The sequence below is a fragment of the Vibrio sp. MA40-2 genome, from assembly GCF_047302445.1.
Lineage (GTDB): Bacteria > Pseudomonadota > Gammaproteobacteria > Enterobacterales > Vibrionaceae > Vibrio.
This window is the reverse complement of the sequence record NZ_CP178628.1, coordinates 1,753,066-1,767,385: the sequence shown is the minus strand read 5'-3', so window position 1 is coordinate 1,767,385 and position 14,320 is coordinate 1,753,066. Positions and strand designations below refer to the sequence as shown.

The following is a 14,320-nucleotide window of genomic DNA, read 5'->3' as shown; positions in this document are numbered from 1 at the left end:
TAAAGTTCATCGTTTATTTGCCGATATCTCTTACATGACATTTACTCAATATGTGAAAAGGCTTTAATTATGGCAGGTATAGATAACATCCGTTCGAGCCACACTCTGACCACAGGGCGTAGTGCAACTCGTTCAGAATCTGGCTCTTCTAATACTGATTCCGTTAAAGAATCAAGAAGCAGTCAAGATTCCGTTTCTCTTAGCCAACAAGGAAAAGCTATTGGTCAACTTCACCAAGATATGGCCTCTCAACCCAGTTTCGACAGTGCAAAAGTTGCTGCGATAAAAGAAGCCATATCTAACGGCTCTTACAGGGTAGATCCTGAAAAACTGGCTGATAATATGATGAAATTTGAAAATGAATTGGGTGGGCTTTAATTTAGCCCAACTTATACTATGGCAAAACTTGTTGATTTAGTTAATTACCAATTAGAAAACGCACAAGCTCTTTCCATTCTTTTGGAGAAAGAGAAAGTAGCGATCACTTCTCGAATGTCTTCAGATATAGAAGCACTAGCAAAAGAAAAACTTCAACTGATTTCTCAACTTCAGCAGACCGATCAACGAATCGCAACGCATACTGATATTCAGCTACTGACATCAGATGAACAAATAAAAGTGAACGTGGAATTAATCCGATCAATAATCCACGATTGTCAGCAAGCCAATGAAGTTAACGGCGAAGCACTACAACGAGCTCAACTCAGTTATAATAAGCTCAACAATTTAATGCAACAAAGCCGTGGCAAAATAGGAATGACCTACACCGCAGGCGGGCAAACCTCAAACGTGTCGACTCTTGGTACCAATATAAAAGCATAAACAATGTAAAAACATGAATGCGACAAAGACTAGAATAATGTTTGTTGCCTCTTAGATGGTACTTGTTGAACTTCACCGTAATCTTTTAACCTATCCATTTTAGTGACATCGAGTTCTAACTCTGTAACATAACTATCTCCGACCGGATAGCTTCTCACCACTTCTGCACCACGAATAACCCCATCGACCGCTCCAGAAGTAAGTTCTGTACCAAGTCGTTGATCTTGCAAGTTAGCGCGACCACTTACTCGCATACCGTAAATTTGTTCGGCTAATTCTCGATACGCATCAATTTTTGACGCTCTCATCGCTCTAATACGTTTCTCTTCAACATTTTGTCCTTTCTGTTCGCTTACACTTGCGTATCCAACTGCAGTCAATACATTGTCTTCATTCATTTTTTGCAACGGCTGACAGCCAGCGGCGATCAATATGAAAGCAAGCATCAGTAAATTTCTAAAATTCATATCAAACTCCTATGGGCGTAAAATAATAGTGTTTCGAGAAGAACGAGTAGGATCAGAACGGATAATTAACCCATCTTGAGTGCGAATAGTATTCAATGTATCCAGATCTCGGCCGATTCTGTCTGCAGGTAAAAAACCTTGTGCGGTGGCAACAACAATACGGCTTCTCATGGCAACAACGCGGGCATTAACAAGTACCCCACCTTCTTGACGAAGCATCGTACCGGTTAATACGTAAGTAACTTGCTGCTCTTGTGCTAAATCTTGCCAGTCGCGACTCAGCGCAAAGTCGCCTTGCTGAGTGACTTGAATCGATCCCGTGGTTTTAAAATCAACTACTTGAAATCCACGTTGTTGGAACTGATGTATAAAGGATTCAGATACGGTATTGCCTAACCAACTGGTTGTATCTAGCTCCTGTATATCAACAAAAGACGTCACTGCAATTGGGGTTCGTGAAGAAATACTGGTGTTAGTAACAACCAATTCATCCGTCATCGTTTCAACAAAAAAATCCAATGTATGACGAGGGTTTTCCATCAGCATAAACCGACTACCAGCATAAGGTTCTTTGCCGTTATAAATGGGTGAATAAGCGCAAGATGCAACTAGCAAGCTGATCACTGCAATAAACCATTTTCTCATTTTCTTGATCTCCAGATATACTTGATGCCATATGTTCTATAACTTGTTTATCTCTCTTAAACGATTATGGAACAATCTTTGCTTTTCAATATTTGCCTATACTGAAAAACGACATACTAAATCAGCTACCAAAACATTTAATTACTAAACAATTAGCAAGAACTATACCCAGTTATGGAAATATAATGAAAAAACTAAATTTAACGACCATCATATTCTTAATATCCTTGCTATTTAGTAAGTTAGCATTTTCTGAATGGTACGAAGTCAGTGGCACTTCAACCTATGTATCTTCTGAAGAAACGGCCAGAGTCTACGCATTAGAAGACGCCATATATCAAGCGATGAAGTTTTCTGGGGCTGATATTGGCACACTCAGCACGCTGCGCCCTTTTTTAGAAGAGAAGAGAAGCGAATATCAGTTTACTAATCATGAAGTTAGATATATTAGAGTTTTAGATTCTAGGTCGAAAGACGGCAATATGGTTCTGCGAGTGCAATTAGATATCTATCCATCGGCAACAGGTTGCCATGTTGATCAATATAAAAAGACCTTTTTGGTTGGCAATATAGATATCCTCTCTCCACAACAAGCCGTAATGGGGCAAATTTATAATATTGGCGATGACTTCAGCCATGTGCTAAATAAACAGCTTGATCAGGAGTCTATAAGCTTTGTTTCTGTTGGAACGACCGACTATGAGATTGATAGAAGTAACCCCTTGACCTTGCAAATGATAGCTCAAGACAGCAATGCACAATATATAATAGGCGGGCATATTAGCGACCTAACGGCAACCATTGATCAAAATGTATTGAAAGACGATACTATCAACCGTCAATTTGCATTAGAAATGCAAGTCTATGATGGCAAAACAGGGCAAGAAGTCTATAGCCAAGCTTACCGTGAAGTAGCCGTTTGGGGATTTCCAAAAACCAGCCAAGTAGATACACGCAGTGCTCGATTTTGGGCGTCAACGTATGGAAAAATGCTGTTACGTATTAGTCGTAATATTATGCTCGATCTAGAATCCGAATTATCTTGTAAAATTACCCTACCAGAGGTGGTAAGAGTTGCAGGTAATACTGTTACGATAAACTTAGGAAGAACTCATGGTGTTAACGTTGGTGATAAACTCCAACTGTGGCATACAGGTTCGTTTATTGATCAATCTGGTTTACCAAGAAATAGAGTCTCTCAAAGTGAAATTACTTTAACGGTTTCTAGAGTATTTGACCAGCAAGCCGAACTCAATATTGAGCAGTCGGAACTGGCGCAGAGTGTTCATATTGGTGATGTAATGCATAAGGAGATTCTTACTCCTATCAATTAACGCGCCAACACAAACTTCTAGCGTGAACATGCCACCTTGGCTTAGCAAGGTGGCACTGATTAGCCAGTTTTTATTATTTATTTTGTTTTAAATTGACTCGCAAGGTGTTGTAGTTTATCAGCTAATAACGTCTGCTCTTTGGCCGCAACGGCAATTTGTTCACCATTACTAACACTGGTATCGACACTATGACTAATATTTTGTGCATTGGATGAAATATCAGTACTTACCATTACTTGTTGTTCAGCAGCGGTGGAAATTTCAGCTGCCATTGCTTGAATTCGAGCAATTGAGGCAACCACTGAATGCAATGTCTCTTGAACCTGCGCAGATTTTTCTACGCTTGAGAGCGCAAGAGTTTTGGTACTAGTTACTTGTGCATAAGCATCGTCGCTGATTCCTTGCAGTTTTTTCACCATTGTTTCAATTTCTAAGGTTGAATCTTGAGTTCGCTGAGCCAATGAACGCACTTCATCGGCAACAACGGCAAATCCTCGTCCATATTCACCCGCTCTTGCCGCTTCAATTGCCGCATTCAATGCTAACAAGTTAGTTTGTTCGGCTATTCCTTGAATGACATCTACAACACTGGAAATATCACTACTGCTCTCGTGTAATTCATTAATTGTAGTCGATACATTATCGATTTTTGACGACACTTGATTAATAGCATCGGTAGATTCATTAACCGTTTTACTGCTGTGTGCAATAAGCTCATCAGCTGTATTGGCTTCTTCAGAAGTGGATAAAATATTGGCTGCAACCTCTCTTACCGAAACACTCATTTGCTCAATGGCACTGACAACTAACAAAACTTGCTTATATTCTTCTTTAAGACCAGCTGCACTCTCGATCACAATCATTTCCGACTCTTCGGCTGCCGTAGCCAACTGTTCGCTTGAACTAGCAATAACATGAACAGCCTCAGTGAGCGAATCCAACATCAAATTTAAATTTTTTGCTATAGCACCCAGTTCATCGGTTCCTGTCTCATCACAACGTGGCATTAAGTTTTTTTCTGCTGCCAACTGCATAGTATTATTTAAACTATTTACTTGCCTAGAAATACCTTTCATTAACGTGAAACTGAAATAGCTAGTTAGCACAATCACAGTAAGAGAGAAAGTGAACAAAAGCCAAAATTTTTGGGTTTTCGCTGCAACAAGAACTTGTGAAGAATCCAGAATTTCTGCCGTGAGCCTTTCTTCTTGCTCTTTCAACAGATTAATTCTGTTGGTAGAAGCGGAAAACCATTGTTCAGCATTTTGATCGAGCTGATGATTAAATGCCTTAGTACGATAGCTCTCAACCTCTTTAAAAGCAACTTGTTGAATAAGTTGTTCAAATGAGTTGATGTGCCTCTGATCAGCATAAATTTCAAAGGTGGAAAAATAGCTGTTCTGTTCACTCACAAGCTGCACAAATTTTCGATACAGACCTGGTGAAAACTCGCCTTTGCCGAAGGTATTACTTAATACTGCTCTTTCTATCCCTGCTCTCTCCTTCCCTTGCAGAAATTCATAATAAGCAGCAAGAGAGCGACTAATTTCCGCCACTTCAGAAATACGCACAGCCAAACCAGGCACAGACAATAAATGACTATTCAACGTTGTATAATAATTAAGAGCATCAGCCAAAGGTAAAGAAAGATCACTAATAGCACGTCTGGTTAATTGGATATTTGTGAGCATTTCGTTAGCCTCATCCACCACAGACCATAATTGAGTATATTCCTTTAAGCTAGATGAATGTTGCGTCAAATAATCTTGTAAATCAGCTAACCTCTTATCCGTTTGTTTGCGCTGCTCAACTAGATCAGACACAAATTTAGTTCCTTTAGAACCTAAAAATCCGGCGGACATTCCCCTTTCTTTTTGTAATTCATGCACCAGACGACTGTTGTATGTCGACAGTTCTACAAAATGATAAATGTTAGAGGCAGAATGTTTAGCATTATTCGTTGCGGTAATTTCCACCGCTGAAAAATAAAAAACCACCACAAGTAAAGGCAAAATTATTAACAACAGCTTTTGTTTAACACTCAAATACATATTATTTCCCAAAATCATCTATTCAATCTATTATCGACAAAATAACGATTTTCCTTAGCTAAGATGGTAAAAATAGCTCAGAACCAAACAACATATTGTTATTGTTTAGGTAAACTGTATTTAGTCGGTACAGTAAGATTAGTTTAGTCTAGAAAAAAGTGTCAATTGTCGTTTAATTCCCCACTTAAACAACAAAAACCAACAAAGCCATAGAATTTGTTAAAAATACTTATATAATCGAGCCATAAGATGTCCCCTTAGTTCAGCTGGATAGAACAAGGACCTCCTAAGTCTTAGACACAGGTTCGAATCCTGTAGGGGACACCACTTCCATTATCTTACATTCCAACAAACGATAACCTAACAACCATCTAACTTAATAATCTCTTCATCTCTTAAAATCAGACGCACTACAACTAGAAATGCTATTTTCACTAAACTAAGTATGTGAGTACTGATTAGTCTTGCTTTCTAATTAGGCAAAAATCGTCGATAGATTGAATTGCGGTCGCAGATATTGAATCACATACCAACAAATAATATAAAAACCAGCCAATTTATTGAATAATAACGAAGGTAGTTCAAGTTAATACCAATAAAAACTACGTTAGCACATAGTTGCCCCACTCTTAGCACACTAAGAAAAAATATAACTTACTGGTTTTTAAGTAAAATATAAATTGCATGCCACGTATCCAGCATTTTTGCCAACTACTTCTTCAATTTTTGGGCAGAATATCATACTATTTATCAATAACAGATGTATCATTAAGCTAATAAATAATGAGTAAAAGTAATTTAACATCCAACACGGGTCATCGCTTCATTTCGAAAGGTAAGACCGCTTATAAAATTCATATTCATACCCCTGATGATACAATTTTGCATCGTTCCGTGGGATTTATTCGCATTGGTGAAAAACAAGCCTTAGAAAAAGCGCTAAATATCAGAAATGAACTCGGAAAAGAAATGTGGGGGAAATTTTGGAACCGATTACTTAAAGAGCCATATTTAATGACTCGCTTACCTCACGATTTAGAACCTAAAATAATCTTTAAATCGAAAGATCCTACAACAAGTCAGGGTTATTACATCGCAAAATGGCGAGAGTACTCAGGTGATGGCCAATTTAGTTATCGCAGTACCGTTTGCTCTATCGATAAGCATGGTAAATTAGCCGCCTACTCCAAAGCTAAACGAGCTCTATTAGAAGCGCATAAAGACAACATCGATCTTCTGTTGTTTATGGGCAGGCTTAACAGCATTGATTTAAAATAATCTAATCAATATTATTTTTTATACCTCCGCTCATACTACAATATAAAAAGTCACTGTGTCTTTATAGAAACAGTGACTTTTTTAGCCTGAACCTTCGAAAACTAAATAACAATATTTCGGTGTAAACTGGTATTGTTTTTCCGAAAGTTATTGTTTTTGGAGGTTACTGTGAATTTGCCTCACGTTGAGCAATAAACTCTAATGCCATATTAATACGAGAAATCACACGCTCTTTACCAATTAGTTGCATTACAACATCAACTGAAGGTGACTGGCCACCACCAGTAACCGCAACGCGAAGAGGCATACCTATTTTGCCCATTCCAATACTGAGTTCTTCACATATTTGTGCAATCACATCATGCAAGCTTTCTGTCGTCCATTGTTCAAGTGCTTCTATTTTATTTAGCGCTAATTCTAAAGGTCCTTTAGCAACACCACGTAAATGTTTCTTAGCAGCAGTTGCATCAAACTCTTGAAAATCTTCATAAAAATAACGAGACTGACTCGCTAATTCAACCAATGTATTACAACGTTCGCCCACTAAAGTGATCACGTTTTCAATATCAGGACCATTACTTATGTCAATTTTTTGATTGTCTAAATGCCATTGCAGATACTGTGCAACATAAGCAGGTTCAGAAGTTTTAATGTAATGATTATTTAACCAATTCAGTTTATCAGTATTAAATGCCGACGCAGACTTACTAACATCATTAAGTTTAAATAACTCTATCATCTCTTGTTGAGAAAAAATCTCTTGGTCTCCATGAGACCAACCTAAACGAACCAAGTAATTATTCAAAGCATTCGGAAGATAGCCTTCATCACGATATTGCATAACACTTACCGCACCGTGACGTTTAGATAGCTTCGCACCATCATCACCAAGAATCATTGCACAGTGTGCAAAAACAGGCACAGGGGCACCCAGTGCTTGATAGATATTAATCTGACGAGGCGTGTTATTAATATGATCTTCACCACGAACTACATGGGTAATGCCCATATCCCAATCATCAACAACAACACAGAAGTTATAGGTTGGAGAGCCATCTGTACGTCGGATAATTAAATCATCGAGTTGATCGTTGTCTATTTCTATTCGTCCTCTAATCTGGTCATCAAATACGACAGAACCTGATTTAGGGTTACGAAAACGAATCACACTTGGGTCATCTTCTTTAGCAGCTGAGTTGACCGCAACAATTTTAGGATGCTCTGCATCGTAACGTGGCATCTCTTTATTAGCTTCTTGTTCAGCACGAATTTCATCTAACAACTCTTTTGGTGCGTAACATTTGTACGCTTTCCCTTCAGCAAGAAGTTTATCAACCATTTCATTGTAACGATCAAAACGCTTAGTTTGATAATACGGACCTTCATCCCATTCTAAACCCATCCATTGCATACCTTCAAGAATCGCATCAACCGCTTCTTGAGTAGAACGCTCAATGTCTGTATCTTCGATACGTAAAACAAATTCACCGCCCTGATTTTTTGCGTATAACCAAGAATATAAAGCAGTGCGTGCACCGCCGACATGAAGATAGCCTGTTGGGCTAGGAGCAAAACGAGTTTTAACCGTCATTAGAATTACCTTAAAATTTAAAGGTGCAATCACGAGTGACTGCGTAGATGAAGACAAAAGTGCACGCATTTTAACACCGTGTCACCCTTTATCTCAATCATTCCTTTTATCAACAAATAGACGATTGATAAGTCACTTAAACAAGTTTCCCCTTGACCTTACCCAAGGGGGAAGGTTTATCTTTAACCTACGTACTCTAGAAATTGGACAGAATGATGAATCAGTTTGTTATCCCACTTAAAGGCTTAAATTGTGGAAAATGTGTGAAGAAAGTCACCGATAGCCTCACGCCATTTTCTGAGACAAAAATACACTCTATCGACAAAGCCTCATTGTCTGTAGAAACATCACAACCGTTGAATAGTATTATTTCAGCCATTGAATCTCTGCAATATCAAGCAGGAAACAATATTTCACTCGCCTTATTTGGATTAAAATGCAAAAAATGCGTCAATAAACTTGCTGAAGCTCTCGATAACAATAATCAAATCGCTCGTTTTGATGTGTCAAAGGACTCATTGACCGTAGTCACAACTCTAAATGCACTCTCTATTATCGATATAATAGAAAAATTAGGCTTTTCCGCGACTATAAACAACTCAGAATCACCTCAATCGACGCCGCACCTAACGTCGGAACCCAATGCTTATGATAAAAGCAATCCTTCACCATCAGAAGTATCAAGTGCATCATCAAGTGACTTTAAACAAACAACGTTAGATAAAAACAACAGGCCAAGCTTACATACACTTAACCTTTCGCTGCAAGGGATGACCTGCGCAAGCTGTGTTTCATCGGTAGAAAAAGCCTGTTTAAAAGTGGAAGGTGTTATAAATGCTCAAATCAACTTAGCAGAACAAAGTGCCATAATTTCAGCGCACAAAAATGATAATGTAATTCAAGACAAACTCATATATTCAATCGAACAAGCTGGCTATAACGCATCAATAATTGAAGATGAAGCTACTTTGCAGCAAGAGTTGCAAACCGCCCACCTACAAGCTCAAACCAAACATAAAAAGAACGCCGCCTTAGCATTAGTACTCGGCATTCCGCTAATGCTGTGGGGGTTATTCGGTGGCAATATGATGATTCGAAATGGTTCGGATCAATTGAGCTGGGGACTGATTGGAATTATTTGCTTACTATTGTTAGCAACAGCAGGCAAAAATTTTTATACCAATGCATGGCAATCATTGGTCCACAAACGAGCCACCATGGACACACTCGTTGCGCTAGGGACAGGTGCCGCCTGGTTCTATTCAATGTTGGTTGTTGTTTTTCCAAACTGGTTTCCTGTCGCTTCGCGCCACGTCTACTTTGAAGCCAGTACTATGATCATTGGGCTTATCTCATTAGGACACTATATTGAAGCAAAGGCAAAGCAGAAGACAACCAAATCGTTACAATCACTTATTGGTCTACAGGCTAAGTTTGCTACTGTAAGGACAGACCATGATGAAGTCCAAATGCCAATCGAAGCGATAACGAAGGGCATGCACATTCTCATCAAACCAGGCGAAAAAGTACCAGTCGATGGACAAGTACTCGAAGGCGAGTCTTATATCGATGAATCAATGCTAACTGGTGAACCAATACCTAATTTAAAAATTAGCGGTGATAAAATATCAGCTGGAACAATAAACAATGACGGCAGCCTACTGATGCTTGCCACTGGGGTGGGTAATGAAACCATGGTATCAAGAATTATCCAACTGGTTCGATTAGCTCAAAGCAGTAAGCCAGCTATCGCCAAACTAGCCGACTCCATATCAGCTGTATTTGTCCCTATCGTTATCTGCATCGCGCTTACTGCTGCACTTATATGGTGGTGGTTTGGGCCTGAGCCAAAAGCCAGTTTTATGTTAATTGTTTCCACTACAGTTCTTATTATCGCCTGTCCTTGCGCATTAGGGTTAGCAACACCCTTATCCATAACGGTTGGAATAGGTAAAGCCGCAGAATTAGGCATTCTAATACGCGATGCAGATGTTCTACAACATACCAGTAAAATCAACACGGTTGTGTTTGATAAAACAGGAACCCTAACACTAGGAAAACCAAGCGTAACTGAATTTGAAATCTTAAACGGGATTGAGAAAAAGATATTTTTCCAATCCATTTATGCGTTAGAAAGTCACTCTGAACATCCACTAGCAAGCGCTATTTGTCATTTTGCAAAAGAACAATATATCGAAAACGCTATCGAGGACAGACCCAACTATACTGAGGACAGACCTATCAAGTTAGCAACTGCTTCTAACGTACAAAACGTTAAAGGGAAAGGGATTACCGGACAAGTAGGTGGTCTAGATATAGCTATTGGCTCAATAAATTTTATTCGCTCAAAAGGAATCCCCATATCTGACAAAAGTGTCAACCGATACCTTGCCAAAGCGAGATCCGTTGCTTGTGTTAGCATTGGCCAACAACTAGTGGGAATCATAGCTATCTCAGACCCTATCAAAAAAGATTCCGCTCAGGCTATTTCAAACCTCAAATCAAAAGGGATCGATGTTATTTTGTTAAGTGGTGATCATCAAACTGTAGCCGAAAAAATTGCAAAAGAAGTAGGTATCGAAAAAACAATTGCCAATGTCTTGCCCGATGAAAAAGCCAAACATATCAAAAAATTACAATCAAAAGGCCGAAAAGTTGCTATGATTGGAGACGGTATTAACGATGCGCCAGCATTGGCACAAGCGGATATCGGTATGGCAATGGGGAACGGTTCCGATATGGCAATAGAAAGTGCTCAAATGACATTACTGACCTCTTCACCACTTGCGGTCAACAACGCAATCGAACTTTCAAAAGCGACCGTAGTAAACATAAAACAAAATTTATTCGGTGCTTTTATCTATAATCTCATTGGAATTCCAGTTGCTGCTGGTATTTTATACCCCACTTTTGGCTTTTTACTTAGCCCCGTGTTCGCTGGCGCAGCAATGGCTTTATCCTCTATTACGGTTGTGAGTAACGCAAACAGACTAAGATTTTTCAAGGTACATTAATGAATACTGCGAGAACCACATCAATAACACTACTCTCTTTACTATTATCTTACACAGTGGCAGCAGAGCCACTCTTCTTCCAAGCAAAAAAAGAAGATAAAGAGTTAATGATATTAGGATCTATTCATATTGGGCACCCCAAAATGTACCCATTGCCAGAAGCCATAAACGATTTCTTAAAGACTAGTGATGCTATCATTACCGAAATGAAATTGACCGACAATATACCTACTATGCCGACTGGAACGATCCTAACTAACCAAGTTCTCGATAAGCAACAATTATTAAAACTTGAAGAAATCAATCAACAACTTAGTTTCAATCCAAAAGCTTTTCTAAACAAACCTGCATGGCAAACAGCAATGACCTTGCAAATCAGCCAGTTTATTAAAATGGGGTTCAGCCAAGATCTTGGCACCGATCATTACATTACCGAACAAGCAACTATGTTAGATAAGCCAATACTTGGCCTCGAAAGCGCTAAATTTCAACTCTCCTTGTTTACCGATGATCCTAAAACAGGGGAACTAATGTTAACCGATACTATTGATAATTGGACTGAACATCAGGAAGTCAGTCAGTGCCTTGCACAAAACTGGCAAGCTGGTAATAAGGAAAAATTAACAGAGTTTCTGTCAAAAAATAGCTTAGACGAAGCATTGAACGATCAATTTATCTATCAGAGGAACCATGTATGGGCAGACAAATTAACGTCCAACTCATTTATAAACGATGGAAAGTACCTCGTCGTAGTTGGAGCGCTTCATCTAGTGGGAAAGGACAATCTAATCACTTTATTATCTGAAAAAGGTTTTGAGGTAACACAATTATCCAAAGAACAGTCTCTGGACTGCTTATGAGATGATTTGTTATTGCGACAATATTCCAATTTAAAATCTATTTTAAAAGCTGGTCGGATGCAGCGGATTCGAACCGCTGACCCCTACTCCCCCAGAGTAGTGCGCTACCAAACTGCGCTAGCATCCGTTAATATTTTACTATCAGCTTGATTATAAATATCCCCAAAAATTTGGCAACCACTCTTAACAAAATTCAATAGGTTAATGATTATTTTGTTGAAAGGAATAAAGGACAGACCTAAAAAGACTGACAAAAAGACTGAGTATCCATCAAATCCATTCCAAGTTGGAACATCTTATATAGCGCTTTTATTCTTGGCGAGTATCTTATTCTTACCACTTGCCCTCTGCTAGGATACTTTATGACAACCGCGAGAAAACGATTGGTCTCTATTGATTCGACACCGTATTACCACTGTGTTTCTCGATGTGTTCGACGTGGCTTTTTATGTGGCATCGACCCATATACCCAACGAAACTACCAACACCGACGTGCTTGGATTGAGCAAAAAATACAATCCCTTTCCTCACTTTATTGTGTCAATATTTGCGCATACGCTATTATGAGCAATCATTATCATTTAGTTGTCCATCTTAATCGAGAGCAAGCACAACGCTTATCACTGCATCAAATAGTACAACGTTGGGGCGAGCAGCATAAATTGCCAACACTAGTGAGCCGTTGGTTAGCTGGACAGCTCACTTGTGCCGCCGAAGAGAAAGCTTGCTTTGCCCTTATTGAATCTTGGCGGCATCGCTTGTGGAGCTTGAGTTGGTTTATGAAAGAACTCAATTATGACATCGCAGTACGTGCCAATGAAGAAGATACTTGTAAAGGCCATTTCTGGGAATGTCGCTTCAGTAGTCAAGCGCTTCTCGACCAACAAGCTTTAACTGCTGCTATGGTTTACGTTGACTTGAACCCGATAAGAGCTGGCATTGCTCCGACTATTGAAACCTCCAAGTACACATCTATAAAAGCTCGATTACTTGCTTTAAAACAGAACAAAGACACAGCACCGTTCTTGTTTCCGTTTATTAGCGACAAAATAGCTAAACTATCCGATGGAATACCACTAAAACTACTGGATTATATTGAGCTTGTTGACTGGACCGCTAAACATTGTAGAGATAACAAAGCGAATACGAATCCATCTCTGCCATCAGTTTTACAACGGCTAAATATCACTCCCACAACATGGAACAAAGCCAGTACTGAATTAGAACGTTACCAGGCTACAGCGATTGGCTGTCAATGCAATATTGAAACAGCGAAACGCCACATGAGAAAAACGAGAATACGATTATTTCGATTAGATAGTTAGCTTTCGATTGTAATCTTATTATTTTCAAAAACTTGTATTTACAAGCTACCTCTTGACCTCTGCGGTACAAAAAACCACTCAAAACATTCCAGATTAACACTATCTCGACAATAAAATATAAAAACAAACCATCCAGTAACCATTACCACAACAAACTATTGCTTTAAATCGGTGAATTGGCCAAAGGTCTGTCCTTAAGAGACATTAAAGACATTAGTCTGTCCTTAAACTTGGCACTTACTCCTGAGTTCTTTGCATAAAAAAACGGGAAGCCTATTTTACTAGGCTTCCCGTTACTTTGTATGGTCGGTGAAGAGGGATTCGAACCCCCGACCCTCTGGTCCCAAACCAGATGCGCTACCAAGCTGCGCTATTCACCGAAAATTTGTTCGAGTTATGTTTAACTGAGAACGAAGCGTATAATACCTACTAAAATTATAGACGCAAGCCATTTCTTAACCTTTTTTCAACTCTTGGTTCAATTGCTTAATTTGCCACCAACCTTTATAAATATGTGATTAAAAACACAACAATTAGATCAAGTTGCTAACTTAATTAGTACAGTTGATCCAGATCAGTGACTCATTTTCCTTCAGCAACTAACTTCGAGCTATTACTATTTTGTTTAGGAAAGAACATGGATTTCTGGCTTGACCTACTTTTTGGAAATGCAATAGGCCTATCTTCAATGATAGTCATATTTATCGCACTTGGCATCATGCTCTTTTTCGGTGGTTTCTTTATTTACAAAGTAGTAAGTGATAAATCACCGCACTAAAATCTATTAGCAATTTCAAGTCTTGCACCGGAGTATTTGCCATATATACTCCGGTTTTCTTTGCCTACCACATTAACCAGAATATCAATAAATAATGGCCTCCTCATTGCAACTGGTATACTCTTTCTTTATATAATAAACCACACGAGATACCA

General features: G+C 38.9%; 12 protein-coding genes and 3 tRNA genes. 9 read left to right on the top strand and 6 right to left on the bottom strand.

What is annotated here, in order from left to right; translation table 11 throughout:
• The first annotated feature begins 69 nt into the window (after positions 1-69).
• The gene (gene flgM, locus ACLKML_RS15690; protein ID WP_413283975.1) at positions 70-378 is read left to right on the top strand and encodes a flagellar biosynthesis anti-sigma factor FlgM; all 309 of its coding nucleotides are present in this window, start codon (positions 70-72) and stop codon (positions 376-378) included.
• Between the two features lie 18 nt (positions 379-396).
• Positions 397-822: a flagella synthesis protein FlgN gene (locus ACLKML_RS15685; RefSeq protein WP_413283974.1), complete on the top strand. Its 426-nt coding sequence runs from the start codon at positions 397-399 to the stop codon at positions 820-822.
• 29 nt (positions 823-851) lie between these two features.
• Here the strand turns inward: ACLKML_RS15685 and flgP are convergent, their stop codons facing one another.
• Both flgP and ACLKML_RS15675 read right to left on the bottom strand, forming a co-directional pair.
• The gene (gene flgP / locus ACLKML_RS15680) at positions 852-1,289 is read right to left on the bottom strand and encodes a flagellar assembly lipoprotein FlgP (protein ID WP_413283973.1); all 438 of its coding nucleotides are present in this window, start codon (positions 1,287-1,289) and stop codon (positions 852-854) included.
• Between the two features lie 9 nt (positions 1,290-1,298).
• Positions 1,299-1,934 (bottom strand): FlgO family outer membrane protein, encoded by a 636-nt coding sequence (locus tag ACLKML_RS15675; protein ID WP_413283972.1) that lies wholly within the window; start codon positions 1,932-1,934, stop codon positions 1,299-1,301.
• A 185-nt stretch (positions 1,935-2,119) separates the two neighbouring features.
• Here ACLKML_RS15675 and ACLKML_RS15670 point away from each other — a divergent pair, with 185 nt between their 5' ends.
• Positions 2,120-3,268: a flagellar assembly protein FlgT gene (locus ACLKML_RS15670; RefSeq protein ID WP_413283971.1), complete on the top strand. Its 1,149-nt coding sequence runs from the start codon at positions 2,120-2,122 to the stop codon at positions 3,266-3,268.
• A gap of 77 nt (positions 3,269-3,345) precedes the next feature.
• Here the strand turns inward: ACLKML_RS15670 and ACLKML_RS15665 are convergent, their stop codons facing one another.
• Positions 3,346-5,319, bottom strand: a complete 1,974-nt coding sequence (locus ACLKML_RS15665; protein WP_413283970.1) for a methyl-accepting chemotaxis protein — start codon at positions 5,317-5,319, stop codon at positions 3,346-3,348.
• Between the two features lie 251 nt (positions 5,320-5,570).
• Between ACLKML_RS15665 and ACLKML_RS15660 the strand changes: the two genes are divergently transcribed.
• Together ACLKML_RS15660 and ACLKML_RS15655 are read left to right on the top strand one after the other, a co-directional pair.
• Positions 5,571-5,646: transfer RNA gene (locus ACLKML_RS15660), tRNA-Arg, on the top strand.
• Positions 5,647-6,102: 456 nt separating this feature from the next.
• Positions 6,103-6,597, top strand: a complete 495-nt coding sequence (locus ACLKML_RS15655) for a Fe3+-citrate ABC transporter substrate-binding protein (RefSeq protein WP_413283969.1) — start codon at positions 6,103-6,105, stop codon at positions 6,595-6,597.
• 163 nt (positions 6,598-6,760) lie between these two features.
• Here the strand turns inward: ACLKML_RS15655 and gltX are convergent, their stop codons facing one another.
• Positions 6,761-8,188, bottom strand: coding sequence for a glutamate--tRNA ligase (gene gltX / locus ACLKML_RS15650; protein ID WP_413283968.1), 1,428 nt, complete (start codon positions 8,186-8,188; stop codon positions 6,761-6,763).
• Positions 8,189-8,403: 215 nt separating this feature from the next.
• Between gltX and ACLKML_RS15645 the strand changes: the two genes are divergently transcribed.
• Together ACLKML_RS15645 and ACLKML_RS15640 are read left to right on the top strand one after the other, a co-directional pair.
• On the top strand, positions 8,404-11,202 hold the full coding sequence (locus ACLKML_RS15645; protein WP_413285907.1) for a heavy metal translocating P-type ATPase: 2,799 nt from the start codon (positions 8,404-8,406) through the stop codon (positions 11,200-11,202).
• Entirely contained in the window at positions 11,202-12,062 is an 861-nt protein-coding gene (locus ACLKML_RS15640; protein WP_413283967.1) for a TraB/GumN family protein, read from the top strand. Before ACLKML_RS15645 ends, ACLKML_RS15640 begins: the two co-directional genes overlap by 1 nt.
• A gap of 50 nt (positions 12,063-12,112) precedes the next feature.
• On the opposite strand, the gene ACLKML_RS15635 is transcribed toward ACLKML_RS15640, so the two are convergent.
• Positions 12,113-12,189, bottom strand: a tRNA-Pro gene (locus ACLKML_RS15635).
• A gap of 235 nt (positions 12,190-12,424) precedes the next feature.
• On the opposite strand from ACLKML_RS15635, the gene ACLKML_RS15630 reads away from it, so the two are divergent.
• On the top strand, positions 12,425-13,387 hold the full coding sequence (locus ACLKML_RS15630; protein WP_413283966.1) for a transposase: 963 nt from the start codon (positions 12,425-12,427) through the stop codon (positions 13,385-13,387).
• 303 nt (positions 13,388-13,690) lie between these two features.
• Here the strand turns inward: ACLKML_RS15630 and ACLKML_RS15625 are convergent.
• Positions 13,691-13,767: transfer RNA gene (locus tag ACLKML_RS15625), tRNA-Pro, on the bottom strand.
• A gap of 257 nt (positions 13,768-14,024) precedes the next feature.
• Here ACLKML_RS15625 and ACLKML_RS15620 point away from each other — a divergent pair.
• The gene (locus tag ACLKML_RS15620) at positions 14,025-14,165 is read left to right on the top strand and encodes a DUF3149 domain-containing protein (RefSeq protein WP_413283965.1); all 141 of its coding nucleotides are present in this window, start codon (positions 14,025-14,027) and stop codon (positions 14,163-14,165) included.
• Positions 14,166-14,320 lie beyond the last annotated feature (155 nt).

Bases quoted from the DNA above. Each gene is read 5' to 3' on its own strand.
- flgM (WP_413283975.1), top strand. From the start codon at position 70: ATGGCAGGTATAGATAACATCCGTTCGAGCCACACTCTGACCACAGGG.
- ACLKML_RS15685 (WP_413283974.1), top strand. From the start codon at position 397: ATGGCAAAACTTGTTGATTTAGTTAATTACCAATTAGAAAACGCACAA.
- flgP (WP_413283973.1), bottom strand. From the start codon at position 1,289: ATGAATTTTAGAAATTTACTGATGCTTGCTTTCATATTGATCGCCGCT.
- ACLKML_RS15675 (WP_413283972.1), bottom strand. From the start codon at position 1,934: ATGAGAAAATGGTTTATTGCAGTGATCAGCTTGCTAGTTGCATCTTGC.
- ACLKML_RS15670 (WP_413283971.1), top strand. From the start codon at position 2,120: ATGAAAAAACTAAATTTAACGACCATCATATTCTTAATATCCTTGCTA.
- ACLKML_RS15665 (WP_413283970.1), bottom strand. From the start codon at position 5,319: ATGTATTTGAGTGTTAAACAAAAGCTGTTGTTAATAATTTTGCCTTTA.
- ACLKML_RS15655 (WP_413283969.1), top strand. From the start codon at position 6,103: ATGAGTAAAAGTAATTTAACATCCAACACGGGTCATCGCTTCATTTCG.
- gltX (WP_413283968.1), bottom strand. From the start codon at position 8,188: ATGACGGTTAAAACTCGTTTTGCTCCTAGCCCAACAGGCTATCTTCAT.
- ACLKML_RS15645 (WP_413285907.1), top strand. From the start codon at position 8,404: ATGAATCAGTTTGTTATCCCACTTAAAGGCTTAAATTGTGGAAAATGT.
- ACLKML_RS15640 (WP_413283967.1), top strand. From the start codon at position 11,202: ATGAATACTGCGAGAACCACATCAATAACACTACTCTCTTTACTATTA.
- ACLKML_RS15630 (WP_413283966.1), top strand. From the start codon at position 12,425: ATGACAACCGCGAGAAAACGATTGGTCTCTATTGATTCGACACCGTAT.
- ACLKML_RS15620 (WP_413283965.1), top strand. From the start codon at position 14,025: ATGGATTTCTGGCTTGACCTACTTTTTGGAAATGCAATAGGCCTATCT.